This window comes from Clostridium thermobutyricum DSM 4928, from assembly GCF_002050515.1.
Taxonomy (GTDB): domain Bacteria; phylum Bacillota; class Clostridia; order Clostridiales; family Clostridiaceae; genus Clostridium; species Clostridium thermobutyricum.
Map to the genome: position 1 here is coordinate 1 of NZ_LTAY01000045.1, position 19,322 is coordinate 19,322.

General features: G+C 24.6%; 19 protein-coding genes. 5 read left to right on the plus strand and 14 right to left on the minus strand.

Annotated features, from left to right (window positions below; genetic code table 11):
* Positions 1-183: 183 nt before the first annotated feature.
* Both CLTHE_RS08885 and CLTHE_RS08890 read right to left on the minus strand, forming a co-directional pair.
* Positions 184-459, minus strand: coding sequence for a hypothetical protein (locus tag CLTHE_RS08885; RefSeq protein WP_080022972.1), 276 nt, complete (start codon positions 457-459; stop codon positions 184-186).
* Positions 460-710: 251 nt separating this feature from the next.
* Entirely contained in the window at positions 711-902 is a 192-nt protein-coding gene (locus CLTHE_RS08890) for a hypothetical protein (protein WP_080022974.1), read from the minus strand.
* A gap of 297 nt (positions 903-1,199) precedes the next feature.
* Here CLTHE_RS08890 and CLTHE_RS08895 point away from each other — a divergent pair, with 297 nt between their 5' ends.
* The 3 genes from CLTHE_RS08895 (at position 1,200) to CLTHE_RS08905 (ending at position 6,532) form a co-directional block, all read left to right on the plus strand.
* Entirely contained in the window at positions 1,200-3,119 is a 1,920-nt protein-coding gene (locus CLTHE_RS08895) for a sigma 54-interacting transcriptional regulator (protein WP_080022976.1), read from the plus strand.
* Between the two features lie 215 nt (positions 3,120-3,334).
* On the plus strand, positions 3,335-4,993 hold the full coding sequence (locus CLTHE_RS08900; protein WP_080022978.1) for an alpha-keto acid decarboxylase family protein: 1,659 nt from the start codon (positions 3,335-3,337) through the stop codon (positions 4,991-4,993).
* A gap of 246 nt (positions 4,994-5,239) precedes the next feature.
* Positions 5,240-6,532: an alginate lyase family protein gene (locus CLTHE_RS08905; RefSeq protein WP_080022981.1), complete on the plus strand. Its 1,293-nt coding sequence runs from the start codon at positions 5,240-5,242 to the stop codon at positions 6,530-6,532.
* 70 nt (positions 6,533-6,602) lie between these two features.
* Here CLTHE_RS08905 and CLTHE_RS08910 read toward each other — a convergent pair whose 3' ends face one another.
* The 11 genes from CLTHE_RS08910 to CLTHE_RS08960 all read right to left on the minus strand — a co-directional run bounded on the left by CLTHE_RS08910 (position 6,603) and on the right by CLTHE_RS08960 (position 15,362).
* Positions 6,603-7,166: a cyclase family protein gene (locus tag CLTHE_RS08910; RefSeq protein WP_080022984.1), complete on the minus strand. Its 564-nt coding sequence runs from the start codon at positions 7,164-7,166 to the stop codon at positions 6,603-6,605.
* On the minus strand, positions 7,167-7,631 hold the full coding sequence (locus tag CLTHE_RS08915; RefSeq protein ID WP_080022986.1) for a MarR family winged helix-turn-helix transcriptional regulator: 465 nt from the start codon (positions 7,629-7,631) through the stop codon (positions 7,167-7,169). It abuts the gene before it with no gap.
* Positions 7,632-7,972: 341 nt separating this feature from the next.
* The gene (locus CLTHE_RS08920) at positions 7,973-8,839 is read right to left on the minus strand and encodes a C39 family peptidase (protein ID WP_080022988.1); all 867 of its coding nucleotides are present in this window, start codon (positions 8,837-8,839) and stop codon (positions 7,973-7,975) included.
* A 187-nt stretch (positions 8,840-9,026) separates the two neighbouring features.
* Positions 9,027-10,496, minus strand: a complete 1,470-nt coding sequence (gene abc-f / locus CLTHE_RS08925) for a ribosomal protection-like ABC-F family protein (RefSeq protein WP_080022991.1) — start codon at positions 10,494-10,496, stop codon at positions 9,027-9,029.
* Positions 10,497-10,825: 329 nt separating this feature from the next.
* Positions 10,826-11,110, minus strand: a complete 285-nt coding sequence (locus tag CLTHE_RS08930) for a hypothetical protein (RefSeq protein WP_080022994.1) — start codon at positions 11,108-11,110, stop codon at positions 10,826-10,828.
* Between the two features lie 2 nt (positions 11,111-11,112).
* Entirely contained in the window at positions 11,113-11,412 is a 300-nt protein-coding gene (locus CLTHE_RS08935) for a DUF2089 family protein (protein WP_080022997.1), read from the minus strand.
* A gap of 367 nt (positions 11,413-11,779) precedes the next feature.
* A complete protein-coding gene (gene panD / locus CLTHE_RS08940) occupies positions 11,780-12,169 on the minus strand; it encodes an aspartate 1-decarboxylase (RefSeq protein WP_080023000.1) in 390 nt (129 codons plus the stop codon).
* 1 nt (position 12,170) lies between these two features.
* On the minus strand, positions 12,171-13,016 hold the full coding sequence (gene panC / locus CLTHE_RS08945) for a pantoate--beta-alanine ligase (protein ID WP_080023003.1): 846 nt from the start codon (positions 13,014-13,016) through the stop codon (positions 12,171-12,173).
* Positions 13,017-13,029: 13 nt separating this feature from the next.
* Positions 13,030-13,854 (minus strand): 3-methyl-2-oxobutanoate hydroxymethyltransferase, encoded by an 825-nt coding sequence (panB, locus tag CLTHE_RS08950; protein WP_080023014.1) that lies wholly within the window; start codon positions 13,852-13,854, stop codon positions 13,030-13,032.
* Positions 13,851-14,693, minus strand: coding sequence for a Rossmann-like and DUF2520 domain-containing protein (locus CLTHE_RS08955; protein WP_080023006.1), 843 nt, complete (start codon positions 14,691-14,693; stop codon positions 13,851-13,853). Before CLTHE_RS08955 ends, panB begins: the two co-directional genes overlap by 4 nt.
* Positions 14,694-14,834: 141 nt before the next feature.
* Positions 14,835-15,362: a dihydrofolate reductase family protein gene (locus CLTHE_RS08960; protein ID WP_080023017.1), complete on the minus strand. Its 528-nt coding sequence runs from the start codon at positions 15,360-15,362 to the stop codon at positions 14,835-14,837.
* A 144-nt stretch (positions 15,363-15,506) separates the two neighbouring features.
* Between CLTHE_RS08960 and CLTHE_RS08965 the strand changes: the two genes are divergently transcribed.
* Together CLTHE_RS08965 and CLTHE_RS08970 are read left to right on the plus strand one after the other, a co-directional pair.
* Positions 15,507-16,778: a glycosyltransferase family 39 protein gene (locus CLTHE_RS08965; RefSeq protein WP_158082703.1), complete on the plus strand. Its 1,272-nt coding sequence runs from the start codon at positions 15,507-15,509 to the stop codon at positions 16,776-16,778.
* 257 nt (positions 16,779-17,035) lie between these two features.
* Positions 17,036-17,254, plus strand: coding sequence for a hypothetical protein (locus tag CLTHE_RS08970; RefSeq protein ID WP_080023010.1), 219 nt, complete (start codon positions 17,036-17,038; stop codon positions 17,252-17,254).
* A gap of 150 nt (positions 17,255-17,404) precedes the next feature.
* Here CLTHE_RS08970 and yjeM read toward each other — a convergent pair whose 3' ends face one another.
* Positions 17,405-18,988, minus strand: coding sequence for a glutamate/gamma-aminobutyrate family transporter YjeM (gene yjeM / locus CLTHE_RS08975; RefSeq protein WP_242945631.1), 1,584 nt, complete (start codon positions 18,986-18,988; stop codon positions 17,405-17,407).
* Between the last annotated feature and the right edge of the window lie 334 nt (positions 18,989-19,322).

The following is a 19,322-nucleotide window of genomic DNA, read 5'->3' on the forward strand; positions in this document are numbered from 1 at the left end:
ATATAGAGATGTATTATTACTAAATTAATTTTCAATTTAATTATAAAGATAAAATTCTATATAAAAATTTAAAATATATATTAATATAAATTTGGTATATTATTTGAATTTAATACATCTAATAATAGTAGAACTATTGTTGAATCATTATAAACTAAAAGTATAAATACACAATACAAAAAGCTAGCTATTTTTATAGCTAGCTTTTTTATAAAATATAATATAATTTATCTGTTTTATTGTATTTAATACATTATAAGCTTCTCTTAACATAACACTATACTCTTGAAGCTGAGGATTATCTCCTAACATAGGAAAATCAGTTTGACTTCCTGCATAATATTTTACTCCATTTTTATTTTGTATAATTCTAGCACCATCTAAAATATGAAAGTAATCTTCTCTAAGTATATAGAATAAAACACCTTCTCCTCCCGAATCTTGCTTTAACTTCATCATAACTGTCATTCCTTCTTTTTAGCTTCTTCTTCTTTTTTCTTTTTTTCTTCTAACTCAGTCTTCTTTATTTCTTCATTAACTTTATTCTTATATTCTTCAAGCTTTTCTTCTTGCTCTTTTGTTCCATTTTTAATCTCTACCTTTTCTATTTCTTCACTTGCTTTTTTAAATTCTTTTTTATCTATTAAACTAGAAATTAAATTTAACTCTTCATTTATTTTATTTATATTATCTTTTTTTATTTTTATATCTTATTTAAGCTTGTCCACTTTATCCTTTATATTATATTTTGAATACTCACTTGGAATCTTATTTATCTCTTCTTCTGCTGCATTTAAATTTCCTTCTTCAAAATATTTTTTAGAAGCTTCATAAGAGTTTATTATATCTATAATATTTTTTGCCTCTTTATTATTAGAATCTAATTTTAAAACCTTTTCCATATCATTTTTACTTTTCTCATAATCTTCAGTATTTAAAGCCTCAATGCCGGAATAAAGCTCTTTATTTATATTATGTTAACCCTTTATTCACATTCTATTTACTTTGCATTATTTTGTCAATTTATCTTATTTTTCATTTTATTAGCTTTAAATTGTAAAAATTATTAACGTAAAATATATTTAAGTAATATTAATCTTATATATCACATTTACTAATACTTAAATAAATAATATAGTAAAGTTAATAACACTTAACTATATAAAATATAATCTATATTAAAAAGAATAGGTGATAATTTGGAAGTTTTAAATAATGAAAAAATTAATATTAGTATTGTGTCTCCTTATAGTGAGATGTCTGATTATTTTAATAATCTTAAAGACAAAAGAATTAATATTAATGCAAAGACTATTAATGATAAACAAGAAATTAAGGAATTTATAAAAGAAAATGAAACTACTACTGATGTTTTTTTAAGTGGTGGTTCAAGTGTTAGTTTTATTAGAGAAAATACAAACATTCCCGTTGTTGATATTAAGATAACTAATTTTGATTTAATTAAAGCTATAAATAGCATAGAAATAAATGATAATACTCAAATAGTTTGTTTATCTTATTATAAAGATGTTTTTGATTTAGAAGAAATTAAAAGTATATTTAAGCTAAAAAAAAATATTTTACAAATAAAATATATTATTCCAGAGGATATTAAAGATTCTCTTAAAAAAGCTAAAGAACTTGGAGGTAATCTAGTTGTTGGTGGCGGATGTACTGAAATATATAGTAAGAATTTATCTCTTAAAAGTATATTGTTAAAATCTAGTGATGAAGCTATGAATAAAGCAATTGAAGATGCTATAAATATTTTTAATGTTAGAAAAAAAGAAATTGAAAAAAACGTAAAACTTAATACTATTTTAAACTTTATAAAACAAGGAATTATTGTAACAGATACAAATAATAAAATTACTATTTGTAATACTGAAGCAGCAAAAATTTTAAATGTAAATAAAGAAGAAATTTTAGATAAAAATATTACAAATATTTTAGGTATATCTGAAAACTCAACAGAATTATCTAGTGATGGAATTATAAATATTAATGGAAAGATGGTTGCAACAAGCACCATAGAAATAAAGATAAATGATACTTTAATTGGAAGAGTTAATTCTTTTGATAAAGCTTCAACTATTCAAAAATTAGAAAGAAAAATAAGAAATAATAATCATAAAAAAGGTCTTGTTGCTAAATACAACTTTGATAACATCATAACTAAAGATAAAAATATGGAAAAGATAAAAAAGATGGCAATGAAATATGCTAAGACAAATGCTACTATTTTAATTTATGGAGAATCAGGAACTGGAAAAGAACTATTTGCACAAAGTATACATAATCAAAGTGATAGACGTGATTGGCCTTTTGTTGCTGTAAATTGCGGAGCAATTAATGAAAATTTACTAGAAAGCGAACTTTTTGGATATGATAAAGGCGCATTTACTGGAGCTAAAAAAGAAGGAAAAGTTGGTCTTTTTGAACTTGCACATAGGGGAACTATTTTTTTAGATGAAATTGGAGAACTTCCTTTAGGCCTTCAGTCTAGCCTTTTAAGAGTTATACAAGAAAAAGAAATCATGAGAGTTGGAAGTAATGAAATAACACCTATTGATATTAGAATAGTTTGTGCAACTAATAAAGATTTAAGGCAAGAGGTTTTAAAAGGTAGATTTAGAGAAGATTTATATTATAGATTAAATGTTTTTAATATAAGTGTACCTGCTTTAAGGGATAGAAGAGCTGACATACCTTTAATTTCAAAGGAACTTTTAAATAGATTTGGAGTTTTTAATAAAGAAGAAGTAATAGAAATTATAAAAAAATGTCCAAGTAATTATGCATGGAGAGGAAATATTCGAGAACTTGAAAATGTAATTAGAAGATTATCACTAATGGTAGAATTTAGTGATTTTGATATGGATAATATAGATTATAAATCTTTTATAGATGGCATGGGAAATTATGAAAAAGAATATAGTCTAAAAATTAATATGAATAATAGTTTAAAAGAAATAATAAAAGAAGTTGAATTTAAGATTATAAATAAACTTTTAGAAGATGGTTATAAAATGGAAGACATTTTAGATAAGCTTGAAATCAGTAGAGCAAGCTATATGAGAAAAAAATCTCAAATGCGATACCAAAAGTCTCATAATTGATACTTTTGGTATCGTATTTTTTTTATATTCTTAAAAAAATAAAAGATTTTAAGCTATTTCTAATTGTTTTTTAAAGTTGGCACAAAATATGCTTTAAATATCAATGTAAAAATTAATTATAACTTTTAATAAAAGTTGTACTTAATTAATTTTAAAATAACAAATAAATTTACTTAGATATAATATTAAAGTTTTATAAAATGGAGGTAATAAAAATGAAAATAACAATAGGAGATTATTTATTAAAAAGATTAAAGGAGTTTAATGTAAAACATATATACGGTGTCCCTGGAGACTATAACTTGTTATTTTTAGACCACATTGAAGACATGGACGGAATTGAATGGGTTGGTAATTGTAATGAACTTAATGGTTCTTATGCAGCTGATGGATATGCAAGAGTTAATGGTATGTCAGCATTAGTAACAACTTTTGGAGTTGGGGAACTTAGTGCTATAAATGGAATAGCTGGTGCTTATGCAGAAGATGTTCCAATAGTTAAAATTACAGGTATTCCATCAATGAGCATTATGAATAATAGCTCAAAATATGTTCACCACTCTTTAGGAGATGGTCAATATTATAAATTCTACAATATGTTTAGAGAAGTTACATCTGCTCAAACTATTTTAAGTGAAATGAATGCAGCAAGAGAAATAGATAGAGTATTAACTGAATGTTATATAACTAAAAAACCTGTTTATATAGGTCTTCCTTTTGATATTGTTGATACAGAAATAGAAGTTTCAGGAGAAAAATTAAATATTGATGTTAAAACTAATGAAGAAACACTAAAAGAATTTATAAAAGACGTAAAAGAATTAGTTTCAAAATCTAAAGGAGAAATGGTTCTTGCGGATTATGAAGTAGATAGATGTAACCTTAGTTTAGAAGCTAGAAATTTTGTTAAAGTTACAGGACTTCCAGTAAGTACAACAAGTATGGGTAAAAGTGCTGTTAATGAATATTGTGATAATTTCGTTGGTATTTATAATGGAGTTTTAAGCTCTGATTCAGTAAAAGAAGCTATGAATACATCAGATGTAGCATTCTTCTTTGGAGTTAAACTTAGCGACTTTACTACAGCTTGCTTTAACTTAGTACATGAAAATATAACAGTTGTAGAAATACATGCACTACATGCAAAAATTGGAGAAAAAATATATGCTAATATTTTAATGAAGGATGTATTACACGCTCTTTTAAATAATGATATTAACTTTAAACATAAATTTAAAGTAGAGCCTAAAAAAGCTATAAAATATATACCTGAAAAAAATAAAGAATTAACACAAGAAAGATTCTATCAATTTATAGAAAGTATTTTAGAAAAAGGAGATATACTTTTAGCTGAAACAGGAACTTCATTTTCAGGAGCAACTTCTGTTAGAATGCCTGAAAAATCTAAATTCATAGGGCAACCTTTATGGGCTTCTATAGGATATACACTTCCTGCACTTTTAGGATCTCAAATGGCAGATAAAAATAGAAGAAATATACTTATTATAGGTGATGGTTCATTTCAATTAACAGGTCAAGAAGTATCAACTATGATAAGAGAAGATTTACACCCAATAATATTTGTTATTAATAATGATGGATATACAATTGAAAAACTTATACATGGACCAGAAAGAAAATATAATGAAATAAATATGTGGGACTATAAAAACCTTGTAAATATATTTGATTTAAATAAAGAAAAGTCAATTTCCTGTAAGGTTCAAACAGAAGAAGACTTAATTAAAGCTATAGACCTTGCTAACAAAAATAAAAATAAACTTGCTTTTATAGAACTTGTAATGGATAGTAAAGATGCTCCAAATTCACTTATAAGACTTGGTGGATTATTATCAGAAGTTAATGGCTACTAAAATAAATTTATAAATAAAAAAACTGCTTTAAAAAATAAATTAAAGCAGTTTTTATATACATTAAAAATATATTTAAATAATTATTATATTTATAAACTTTTATTTTTTAAACCTAAACATAGTTATTTCTCTTTTATTTATAAATTGAATTTTCTAATTAACAAATCTTTATAAATATGTTTAAACTATTTTTCATTAAAAGATAGTACTATTAAACTATAAATTTTATAAGGAGGTCTTAATCTAATGAAAAAATTTTACATAACAATTAGTTTTATTGTTGTTATTTTACTTTCTTTTATTGGAGGATATTTTTTTAGATACCAAAGCACTTCAAAATCTAAAATTAATTCTAAATTAATGGTAAATCTTAAAAACTTTAAAGGTGAGTACAATAAATCTGCAATAAAATCTTTATATGACAATCCTTCTCCTAAAATTCAAGATACTATTAAGACTTTAGAAAAGGAAGGTAACAACCTATTAAATACTACTAACTATCCATCTGTAACTGATAAAACTGATTTAATTGCATCAGGTGAAACTAAACATGATTTTGTTTCTATGACACCTTATCTTTATAATGATTCAAACACTAAAACTGGATATATTGTAAAAGATGGAGTTGATAATCCTGAAAGATTAGATGAATCTAAGTTTGATTCACAAAGACTTGCAAAATTAGTTTCTGCCGTAAATACTTTATCTATTGATTATACTTTAACTGGTAAAGAAGTTTATGCAAAAAAAGCTGTTGATTTTCTAAATGCTTGGTTTTTAAATAGTTCAACTAAAATGAATCCTAATATGAAATATTCAGAAATTTTTGTTACTAATTCAGGAAAAACTTATTTCTTTAATAATTCTACAATGATTTCTGCTGTTCCATTTATACAAATAGTAAATGATATTTATTTACTAAAAGGTTCAAATGCATTAACTAATAAAGACCTTAATGGATTAAAAGCATGGTTTAATGACTTCCAAGAATGGCTTTTAAAATCAAGCAAAGGAAATATTGATATGCTTAGAATTGATAATCATGGAACATGGCTTCAAGCTGAATTGGCTTTATTTAATGCTTTTGCAGGAAATAAAGAAAGAACTATAAAGGCTCTGGAAGCAGTTGGACCTTATAGCATTTTTCCTCAAATAAAGAATAGCGGAAAAATTCCATCTGCTTTAATTAGAACAAAATCTGTTGATTATACAGAATATAACCTTGAAGCTTTCATAACCCTTGCTAATATAGGTGAAAAACTATCTATACCTATTTGGGATTATAAATCACCATATGGTGGAAGCATAGAAAAAGCCTTAGACTATTTAAATAACTATTTACTTGGAAAAGAAAAATGGCCATATGAAAATATAAAAGGAAAAAATGTTAATGAAGAAGATAATGGAGAATTTATAAAATATTTAGCATTAGCTTATGACCATTATAAAAATCCTGACTATTTAAAAACAATAAATAAATATAAATCTGAATCTAAAGGAATATCTTATTTAATTTTAGAATCTAGACTTTCTAGCTAAATAAAAAAAACTGTTGCAAAATTGTTTTAAAAAATTTTGCAACAGTTTTTATAATATATTTTAATAAATATTATACTTCTGCTATTACTCTACAAGGTAATCCTGTAAGTTCTGTAAAGTTTACTGGATATGTATTTGCTTTAAATTCTTCTGATTTCTTTCCATTTAAAACTTTTTCTAAATTATATAAGTTTTCTATAACAAATGCATTACTATCAGCACAATATTGGTCTGCCCAATCATGTTCTTTTCCTCTTCTAACTCCACAGCAATCAATTGCTATAATAGAAACACCTCTTTTTACTAATTCTTTTATTAATTCTTTTGATAACTCTCTAGGTTCTTTAAAATATTTTTCTGTTCCATATTCAGCTTCATATATAAATCCTGTATAGAAAGCTACAAACATATTTTCTTTTACTTTAGTAATATCAATGTCAGATATTTCAATATCTCTATCTTTTATACTGCTAACATCAAAAACTATAGCATCTCTATTTGTATATTCTAATGGGAATTTTTTATTCATAACATCAAAGTGTGTTCCTAAATGTCCTAAATGCTCCATTTTCCCAAATTCCATAGCTAAATCCATATATTTTTTAGTAACTTCTAAACTTAAATCTATTAACATCTACTTTTCCTCCTTAGCATTACACTTCGCATTACTAACTGCTTTGCCAAATAATTTTATAAATTCTTGTCTCTCTTCATAATTACTTAAACTATTAAGCATTTCACTTGAAACAAACTTATCAAATTCATCATGCTCTTTACTTATTTCCATACCTTTTTCAGTTAATTCTAATTTATAAGACCTTTTATCTGAATCATTTATAACTCTTTTAACTAGATTATTTTTCTCTAATTTATTAATTAAACCTGTTAATGTACTTTTAGGAACTTTAATAGCATCTATTATATCTTTCAATATTACATTATCATTATGTCCTAACATATTTATTATTGAAATTTCATTAACACTAAATTTATTTAAATTACTAAATCGTTTTTCTAATTCTAGATATTTTTTAAAAACTAAAAACTCATGAAATATTTTACTTAATTCTGATATTTGATTATCTATATTTTTTTCCACTTTTACCTCCTTTAAATAAATTTATAAAATAGTACTTAAATAGAATAGTTCGTATTTCGTACTATATTTGTATAATACTATAGAAAATTTTCATTATCAATAATTGAGAATAACTTTTAATTATTTTTAACACTTACTTCATTCTTTTTATGATCTATTAGAAATAAATTTTAATAAAAAATAGTTATCAATTTTTTTATTTGCACATTCTATTAATACCTCTTTTTATTTATATATAAATAAAAAAAGCTAGCAATAATGCTAGCTCTTTTAGGTTAAATATAAATCATAGTCTTTAATTAGATTAATATTAATTTGTTATATTTCTTATATAAATTTATTTACATTTTTTTAAATACCCAAAGGTCTTTAGTTTCTTTCATAACTAAATTTAGATTCCAAGTTTTTTCACTATTTACCTTACTATCAGGGTCATTTACTATTACTTGTCCATCTTCTGTTAATCCAGTTAAAACAATGAAATGTCCTGTTTTAGTAAATACTCCTGGTCCCATAGCAGCTATAATAGGATTTCCCTCTTTTAGTTCATCAATTATTTTACTTTTTATAAGTGGAATTTCTTTTCCTTCAACCCCAAAATGTTCTGGAATATCTGTCATCATTGTCCACTTACTTCCTTCTCCATTTACATATTCGCCTTTACTTTCACTATAATCAGCTACAACTTTAGGATTTATGTTTGTATTGCCTGTAAGTCCTACAATAACCATAGAAAGTGCTGTTGGTCCACATCCATTTACAGCTATGTAGTTATCTCCATATTTGTCATAACCCCATTGCTTATCCCATTGTAAAAATAAAGGTATTTTTCCTTTTTCATAATAGCTTTTAATATCAATTTTTTTATTTTGATAATATTCTGCCTCAAATGGATAATCGTAAACAAAGTCAAGTGCTGCTTTATTATATGAAGCAAGTTTTACTAATGATTCTGGGTAAAGATTTAAGTTTGCTAATATTGTTTTTACCTTAGGATTACTATCCTCTTTTAAAAGAATTTTTATGTATAATTTTTTTGAATCATAGACACTTTTTGGTATTTCATTATTTAATTTTATATCTTTTCTTATTTTTACATTATTTGATAATACACTATTTTTCTTTGCAGGAGAGAAAAGTAATATTGCTCCTACTATCATTATCACAATAGCCACTAATATTGTAATTATTCCTTTGTATTTCTTCATTATTTATCACCCTTTTAAAGTATTAATTTGATAAATTTTTTTAATTGTAACATTTAAATTATACTATATCTCTTTCTTATGAATTGTAATTTATTATTACAATTCCCTTTTTATTTATGAATAGTTTCTCCTTAAAAAACAAAAAAAGCTAGATTTTACAATTAAATCTAGCTTTTAATTTTATTTTTTAAGATAATATTATTTTTTTGCTTCCTACATTTTCTATAAATCTTATATCATGCTCTACAAAAATAAATGTTGCATTTGATTCATTTATTAATTCTTCTAACTGCTCTCTTGATATTATATCTAAGTAGTTAAAAGGTTCATCCCAAACATATATGTGGGCTTTAGTACAAAGACTTCTAGCTAATTCAACCTTCTTCTTTTGTCCATCACTAAAATTACACATATATTCATCAAACTTTTCCCTCTCAAAACCTAATTTTCTAAGAATAGTTTTTAACATTGTTTGGTCTATTCCTTTTCTTTGTGCATATTCATCTAATTTTTCTTTTTTTAACTCTATTTCTTGATTTATATAAGATATTTTTATATTTTTTTCTATAAATATTTCTCCAGTATAATCTATATTTTTTCCTAATATAGCTTTAATTAGGCTTGATTTACCAACACCATTTTTTCCTATTATACAGATTCTATCTCCTTTATTTACTTCAAAAGAAATCTTTTCAAAAATTTCTTTATCATAATATTTAATAGATACATTTCTAACTTCTATTAACTTTTCTTTATGATAATTATCAGCACTTATTTTTAGAGTTTCTTTATTTTCTATATTTTTTAAAAGTCCTTTCTTTTCTTCAATTACTCTATTTACTCTTTCATCTATAGCTTTAGACCTTTTCATCATCTTAGCAGCTTTATGTCCTATTGCTCCTCTATCACAAGGTCCTTGCCCAATTTTAGTATTTTCAACTTTATCAGACCAATTTGAAGTCCTTTTTGCAGCTTTTTCTAATTTCTTAATATCTTTTTTTAATTTTTCATTTTTATTAATTTCAAAATTATCAAGCTTTAATTTATTTTCATGCCAAGAAGTATAATTTCCTTTTTGAATATCAATATCTGCTTTATTTATAGACATTATATGGTCAACACAATTATCTAAAAAATCTCTATCATGTGATATTAATATAAATCCACTTTTCTTATTTAAATATTCATTTACCTTTATTCTAGCTTCTATATCTAAATGATTAGTTGGTTCATCTATTAATATAAAATTATTTTCCCTTAAAAATAAAATTGCTAAAAGAATTTTAGTTTGCTCTCCATTACTTAAAGTATTAAAAGGTCTATATAAAACCTCTTTATCTAAATCTAAAAAAGTCATTTCTTTATTCAACTTCCATAACTCAAAATTATCTGATATTTCCTCTACAACATCTATAGTTAAATATTCTTTATTTTTCACTTCAAATGGAAAATAATCTATCTCCACAGTTTTAGTTATACTTCCTCTATATTCAAGCTCACCTTTTAATAACTTCATTAAAGTTGTTTTTCCTCTCCCATTTCTTCCTATCAATCCAAGCTTCCACTTTGTATCAATTTGAAAAGAAACCTCTTTAAATAAGTCATCACTTCCCCCTTCATATCCAAATGTAAGATTATTTACTTTTATTATTCCCATAAGTTTAAACCTCCTGCAATTAAAAATGGATGCAAGAAAATTATTCTTACATCCATAAAATACAGGCAAAACTAAGGGCATAGCTATAATAATATAAATAGCTATACTTACATCCAAAATTTTTATTTATTCTATGTTGAAAAAACTATAATTTTCTTGCAATGCGCACCAAAATAAAGCAATCTAATATTGCCCTCTTTAAATGCTATTAAATTAATTATTTGCAAGAAAATATGCTCATCTTTTCAACCTCATTTCTTTTTTATATTTATCTTTATAATATACCTTTTTTATGATTTTATCCAGAGTTTTTTATTTAAAGCTATTTTTTAATCTAAATCTTGTATATTCATTTTATCTATTTCTGATAATTTTTTTTCTACTGATTTCTTAACTAAATACCATATTAAAAACATAATAGCACTTATTAATATATAAAATGCTCCTAAAAAAATCGAAATAAATAAAGTTATAGTAGGTAAAATAATTGCAAATTTTGAAGCTTTCTTAGCTAAAATATATTCAACAAAAAATAAGATTATTGGAACTATTATAAAATGAATAAGATTAAATAAAACTAGTATAAATGAAAGTGTATTTGTATTGCCATCCATAATTATGACTCCTTTTTATTATTTTTATATTCTGAAATAAGAATTTTTGCTGTATCAAAATCTATTTTTTCATTTATAACAAGCCTTTTTATTAATGCTATATATGAATCATTTGTATTATCTTCATTTAATTTAATCTTTTGTATCAACTTATCTAATCTTAATCTTACTGTTGGATATGTTACATCATATTGTTTCGCTACCTCTTTAAGAGAACCTGAAGATAATATAAATTTTTTCATAAATATAATATCTTCTTTTTCGAGATTAACCATCCATTCTGGTACAATTTCTATAGCCATTTATTTTACCTCCTTTAATATAATTAATATATCATTTTAACAATATTAAAGTAAATATTAAACTTTTATGTAATTTTGTTCAAATTTTATTTTTTAAATAGAATACTATAAATAAAAACTTTCGCAAAATTTTAATTACTTTTTAAAACAATATTCCCTTTTAATGGATAATGGTGTATAATAAATATTATAAAAATTATTATATTAGCCAGTTTTATAAAGTTTAAATAAAAAGAACCTTTAAGTGTGTACAAACTATCTATAGGTTCTTTTTTTAATGTATTTAGTAATTTATTTAGTTTATATAATTTAAGAGCAGAGTGAATATTTTTATTACACTCTGCTCTTTTTATTTAAATCCTTTATTTTAAAGCTCTACTATTTCTCCATGCTTTTCATATGAAGTTATTTTTTCTATTTTATTTTCTTTATTTACAAACACAACTTTTGGTCTATGTTTTATAGCTTTTTCATTATCTATTATACAATAAGCCATTAAAATTATTCTATCTCCAACTTGTACACATCTTGCAGCAGCTCCATTTAAACACATAACTCCGGAGCCTCTTTCTCCTGCTATGGTATATGTTTCAAATCTCATTCCATTATCTATATCTACTATTTGCACCTTTTCATATTCTAATATTCCAGCTGCATCTAGTAAATCCTCATCAACAGTAATGCTTCCTACATAATTTAGTTTTGCTTCTGTAACACAAGCCCTATGAATTTTTCCTTTTAACATTTCTATTTGCATTTTATTTTTCCTCCTCAAAAGTAAAATTATCTATAAGTCTTGTTTTTCCTATAAATACTGCTATTGCAACTAATATTTTATTTTTTACTGTCTCAACTTCTTGTAATGACTCACTATCTACTATTTCAATATAATCAATTTTTGAAGACTCAGCTTTATTTATTTCTTCTTCTATTACCTTTTTAAGAGCCTGTACATCTCTTTCTCCACTTTCTAGTAGAGCCTTACATTTTTTTAATCCCATACTTAAAACTCTAGCCTCTATTCTTTCTTTTTCTGAAAGATAAGAGTTTCTTGAACTCTTAGCAAGTCCATCTTCTTCTCTAACTATAGGACAACCTATTATTTCTACATCAATATTTAAATCCTTAACTAACCTCTTTATTATAGCTAATTGCTGAGCATCTTTTTCACCAAAATATGCTTTATTTGGCTTAACTATATTAAATAATTTTGTTACTACTGTACAAACTCCATTAAAATGAACTGGTCTACTTTTCCCACAAAGTCCTTCTCTAAGCTTGTCCACTTGAACAAATGTTGAAAAATTTTCTCCATACATTTCATTTGCATTTGGTAAAAATATATAATCTACTCCAGCATTTAAACAAAGATTTGAATCTCTTTCTAAATCTCTTGGATAACTATCTAAATCTTCATTTTCTCCAAATTGAGTTGGGTTTACAAATATACTTACAAATACTAATTCATTTTCTTCTCTAGCCTTTTTTATAAGACTTAAATGTCCTTCATGTAAAAATCCCATAGTTGGAACAAATCCTATTTGCTTATCTTTATTATTGTTTACTACTCTTCTCACTTCTGATATGCTTTTTAAAATTTTCATCTCTATAACCTCTTTAATATAATTTTTCTATTATTTCATCACTTATTTTAAATCCATGTTCTTCTCCAGGAAAAACTTTATCTTTTACTTCTTTATCATATTTAATAAAAGATTTTTTCATTTCTTCTCCAAGTTCTGAATATCTTTTTACAAACTTAGGTTTAAATCCTGAAAACATTCCAAGCATATCTTGATATACAAGAATTTGACCATCACAATCATTTCCTGCACCTATTCCTATAGTTGGTATATTTATTGATTCTGTAATAAGCTTTGAAAGTTTACTTGGAACACATTCTAAAACTATAGCAAATGCTCCTGCTTTTTCTAAAGCTTTTGCACTTTCTATAAGAATTCTTCCACTTTCTTCACTTTTTCCTTGAACTTTAAATCCACCTATTTGATTTATAGATTGAGGAGTTAATCCTATATGCCCCATAACAGGAATAGAAGCTTTTACTATTGCTTCAACTTTATCTACTATTTCTAAGCCTCCTTCAAGCTTAACAGCTTGTGCTTTTCCCTCTTTTATAAGTCTACCTGCATTTACTACTGCATCATAAACAGAAGTTTGATAAGACATAAAAGGCATATCTGTAACTATAAGAGCATTTTTAGCTCCTCTAGAAACTGCCTTACTATGATGAATCATATCTTCCATAGTAACTTCTAAAGTATCTTCATAGCCAAGCATAACCATTCCTAAAGAATCTCCTACTAATATTCCATTAATTCCTGCTTCATCTACAAGCTTAGCTGTCCCAAAATCATATGCTGTAAGCATAGATAATTTTTCATGTCCTTTACTTTCTTTAAATGTAACTGCTGTGTTTTTTATTTGCATAAAAAGTCCTCCATTTTTTTATAATCTTTATTTTTATTTTTCTTCTTCCCAATTTCTAATAACTTCTTTGATAAAAGCTTATAAATCTCCTTATTTTCATCTGTTGAAGCTTCTAAATGTTTTTTTACTATCTCTAAATCTCCTCTTTCTACAGGACCTGTTAAAGCTTCATATAAACCTTTTTCTTTAATATTTTTAATATTATTTTTTATTAAAGGATATAAAGAATCTAAAGCTTCATCACTATAAAAGCCACAACTTTCTAATTCATCTACGCCTATAGAAATTAAAGCTAAAACTAAATTACTTACTAATACAGCACTTTTATGATATTTAATCTTATCTTCTTTGTTTATTTCCTTTACTTTATTTCCTATAGAAGAAAACATAGAAATTATTATATTTATATATGTTTCATCACCTTCAACAGTAAAAACTGCCTCTTTTAAGCTTTTATAGCTTTCATATTTATCTTTAATTGGGAATAATGGATGGACTGAATATCCAAAGACATTGTAATTTTCTCTACCTTTAAAAATTTCAGAGCTTAATGCTCCACTACAATGACAAATGATTTTATTTTTTATAGATAACTTTTTTAGATTTTCCCAGACACTCTCTATTTCTGAATCTGTAGTTGTAATAAATAAAATATCACTTTCTGATAATATTTCTTTTAATGAATAGAATTCTTTTGTATTTGTAAAATTTGCAGCTCCTTTAATTGAGTCTACATTTTTACTAAAATATCCTACTACATCAAAATTATTTTCTTTTAAATATTTTCCTAGTGAAAAGCCAACCTTTCCACCACCTATAAACCCTATTTTCATGATTATCACCTCCTAATGAGTGCAATATCACCTATAAAGTTTTCTATAAAAAATTTTAAAAATATAAAAGGTATAGCTAAAAAATATGCCATCCATTTTTAACTATACCAATTTATAGAAACAATTTCAAATGCGTTTAGCCTAATATCTTTTAGAATATTTTAAAACTATTACACCATTATCAATTATATATTTATTTAATTGTAAATTTATTTTAGGATTATTATTAAAAAATAGAGGTCTTCCTTTTCCTAAAATAGTAGGAATTATTCCTATTATGTATTCATCTATAATATCCTTTTTAATAAAAGAATCTATAGTAACTCCTCCACCAAAAAGAAATATATCTCTACCTTCTTTTTCCTTCTCAGCCATAATAAATTTATCTATGTCATTTTTTATAAACTTAACATTATCATAATCTTCTAAATCTTCATTTGTTGCAACATAAATAGTTTTATTACTGTAATCATTATGGAATCCCTGATCATAGCATCTTTTTCCCATAACTACTATATCTATTTCCTCTAAAAATTCATCATAGTTCCATTTTTCATCAGTATTTAAATCATCTCTTCCATCTCCAGTAATCCAATTATAACCACCATCTTCATCTGCAATAAATCCATCTAAGCTCATGGCTAAATTTAATATTATTTTTCTACTAATAAAAATCACCCCTTATTATAATACTAATTATATTTTAACATTATTTTTAAGATTAAATTCTCTTCCAGTTCATATTTTATTGATTATTTATTAAAATTTTTTTTATATAATTTTATGGTATTTCGACGTTTGGGGGAAATTACAATGAAAAAATTAAGATATTATATTGAAAACAACTTAAGTTTACCGAAGATATTGATTTTGGCTTTTGTTTTAAGACTTATATGGATTCTTGTTATTAAAACAGTCCCAACATCTGATTTTAAACTTATGTACGAAACAGGAAAACTTGCTGCAGAAGGAAACTTTGCTGCATTTCATGGTTTAAGTTATTTTAACTTATTCCCACATGATAGTATAACAGTTTTATATTATTCTTTATTTTTTAAGATAACAAATAACCCATTATTCTTAATAAAATTTATGAATGTAGTATATGAAACTTTTGTAGTTTACATGATTTATGTTATTGGAAAAAATATTTACAACAAAAACTTAGCAAAACTAGGTGCATTTTTAATAGCAATATTTCCACCATTTATAATGTATTGTAGTGAAACTATGGCCGAGCATATGGCTATACCTTTCTTTTTAGTTAGCGTTTATTTCTTTATTAAATTTATTGATACAGATAGTATACTGTTTATATTTTTAAGTGGTATATTTTTATCACTTGGAGATCTTTTTAGACCAGTTGGAATAATCTTTTTTATAGCATATTTAATTTATTTTGTTATAAAAAAGCTAATTCTTCAAAGGAAAAAATATTTAATAAAATTATTAGCCTTTATAATACTTGTTATAGGTTGTGCATTACCAACAGTTATTCTTAGTAATATATTAGTAAAAGCAGATATATTACAAAACCAAATTTGGCAACCTGCTGAGCCTTCTATAACAACTGTTTTAAAAGGAACTAACTTTGAAGCCTTGGGTGCTTGGAATGTAGAAGATGCAAAAGTTCCTAGTGAATGTCATTTTAATGCAAAGCTTACTACTGAAAAATCAATGCAATTAATAAAACAAAGATTTGAAAGCCACAGCATACCAGAAATTATTAAATTCTATGCTGAAAAAACATTCCTTCAATGGGGAATTGGAGATTATGGTGCTTATGGATGGACAGTATTAAATAATGCAGGAGAAAGTGCTTTAAAAGCTCCTAGTGCTGTAGTTATAGCAACAATATCATATATAATAATAAGTCTTTATTATATATTTATACTTGTATTTGCAGTAAAAGGAATTTTTAATTTAAAGAATTCAAAACAAAAAGGAAAAGTTATGTTTATTTATTTAATCCTTTTAGGTTTTATAGGTTTCTATATGCTAACAGAGAGACAATCTAGATACTCTTTTGTATGTTCATGGACACTTATTTTAACAGCTTTAAATGGATTTAAGTTAAAGGAATAAGTCTCCTTAAAAGAGATTTAATAATTAATATTGATAATTAAATTAAGAGAATAAAAAAGCAGTCAATAAAGACTGCTTTTTTTATTATTTAAAAATTTTATAATCAATAATTAAAATATTATAAATTCCTTTTTTACCCTTGGTAAGATTAATATCACTTTAAATAATTTAACAAATAATTCATTGAATTTCTTTGGATAAATTTGTATATATCATTTTAAAATTAAATTAGGATATTAAAATAAAGGGGGCTATTTATGATAAAATTTCTCATAATGATTTTATTAATCTTATTGATGCTTTACTATTTTTTTAATACTAAAAATTTAGGTTATATTCTTATTGGATTCTTTTTATTAATAGAAGTATACATATCATTTTTTCCAGTTGTTCAATTCAAAATTTATCTTTTAATAATTCGATTAGTTTTATTAATTGCAGGTATATTTTTTATATTAACAGCTAAAAATCAATAAAAAAAATAGACTTTATATTTATAACTTAAATATAAAGTCTATTTAAAGGACATATCATATATTTATAATTAAATTGCTTGGAAACTTAATTAAGCTACATTTACTTGTATCAAAATGTTATTTCTTTAGCTAAATTTAATTATCCATTTATTATTTAATAAGATTTTTTTCTTTTCTTTTTAAATAAACTTCCGCTAATATCCAACCTAAGAAGCCAAATATTAATGGTCCTGAAACTATCCATATTCCTTGTTGATAGTTATGTTGTAAGAATGGTTGTACTATTGAGAATCCATTCGCAAAAACTAATGTTATAAATGTTATAGATCCAACAACTACTCCCCATTTCTTATTAAAGAATTGATATTCTTTCTTTATATCATCATTTAATTTAAATTTTATATAAGAGAATACTATAAATGCCCATGGAATTGATGTTGATATAGTTACCATATATGTTAAGTTATTATATACAGTATTTGCTGTATTTCCACCAAATCCTATTAATAACATTGCTCCAATGATTATAGCAGCTTGTACATATAAAGCATTTGCAGTCATTCCATATTTGTTTTCTTTAGTTAAGAATTTTGGAAGCATTCCTTTTGGCATTCCTTCAAACATTTGTTTTATTGGATAATATAGCATTAATGGTAAGTTAAGCATTGCTATAAATGTTATCCAAGTTGTTATTCTGTTTACCCATTCTCCTAATGAAACTGATGCTGCATTAGACAATCCTATACATTTTCCAAATTCAAAGAATTGTTGTTGCACCATGTAAATTGAATAATTATATAAGTTAACATTTGAGCTACTAAATGTCTCTTTCCAATTCATAGCCATACCACTTATGATTATTATTGATATATATAAAATTGCAATTATTATCCCTGACATAATCATTGCTCTTGGAACGTTTTTCTTTGGATTCTTAACTTTATCAATTAATCCTCCACTCGCTTCCATTCCACCTAAAGCAAATATAGCAAATACTAAGAAACCAAGTGCTGCAAGTACATTGTCATATGCTTTATTAGGTCCCATGAATAGTGATTGAATTCCAGTATAATGGAAAGGTTGTTGGAAGTGTGCTCCATTCATAAAAAATACGAATAAACCACCACCTAAAATTATTATATGCATAAGTATTGTTACAAGCATTGATATATTCGCTAATTTTGAAATTGATTTTATTCCTCTTCTACAGAAAAATACTATTATCAAAAACCAAATTATCCCTATAATAGCAGTTGTCCCAGTATTACTTAATCCAAATATATGCCATGTTTCTGATTCATCTTTACCAAAAATCATAGTTGATAAAGTTATACAAATTGAACTTATACTAAACCACCATATAACTCCAGAAATATACCAGATAAACGCTCCTATAGTACTAAATCTTAATCCTACAGAATTTTTCATCCATGAAAATATTCCACCTTTTTCATTATGAAAAGCCGAGCTCATCTCTGAAACAATAAAAGTGTAAGGTATAAAGAATAATACAACACCTATAATTACATATGTTATAGAAGCATATCCCATTTGATAATAAACTTGTTGTCCATTCGATAATCCATAACAAGTCATAAATATCATAGATACAAATGACCAAAAACCTACCTTTGCTACTTTTCCTTTTTGATTTAATTTTTCTTCATATACTTCTTCTACTTCTTCTAAATAATCTTCGTTTTTCATATTGTTTTCGTTCACAATCACATTCATCCTTCCGTTTTTTAATTTATAGTATCAGCTCCTAATTTTAAAAATTATATTCTTACCCACTTTTTTCAAATCTTTATACACATATTAAGTTTTAAATTAACATTAATCAATAGTTTAAAAGTAAATAATTTATAACGCATGATATAAAGCTAAGGTGCATATTATACATTACCTGTGCTTAAAAATTTATTTTAAAATATAAAACTTTTTAATTATTAATTTAATAATCAAAAGTGTTTTCAATATCAAAATTTTAAATTTTGAGAGATATTTTAATTTTTTTTCAATTAACCCTTTATTAATATTTTAACTTCTAAAAATCATAGTTAATATA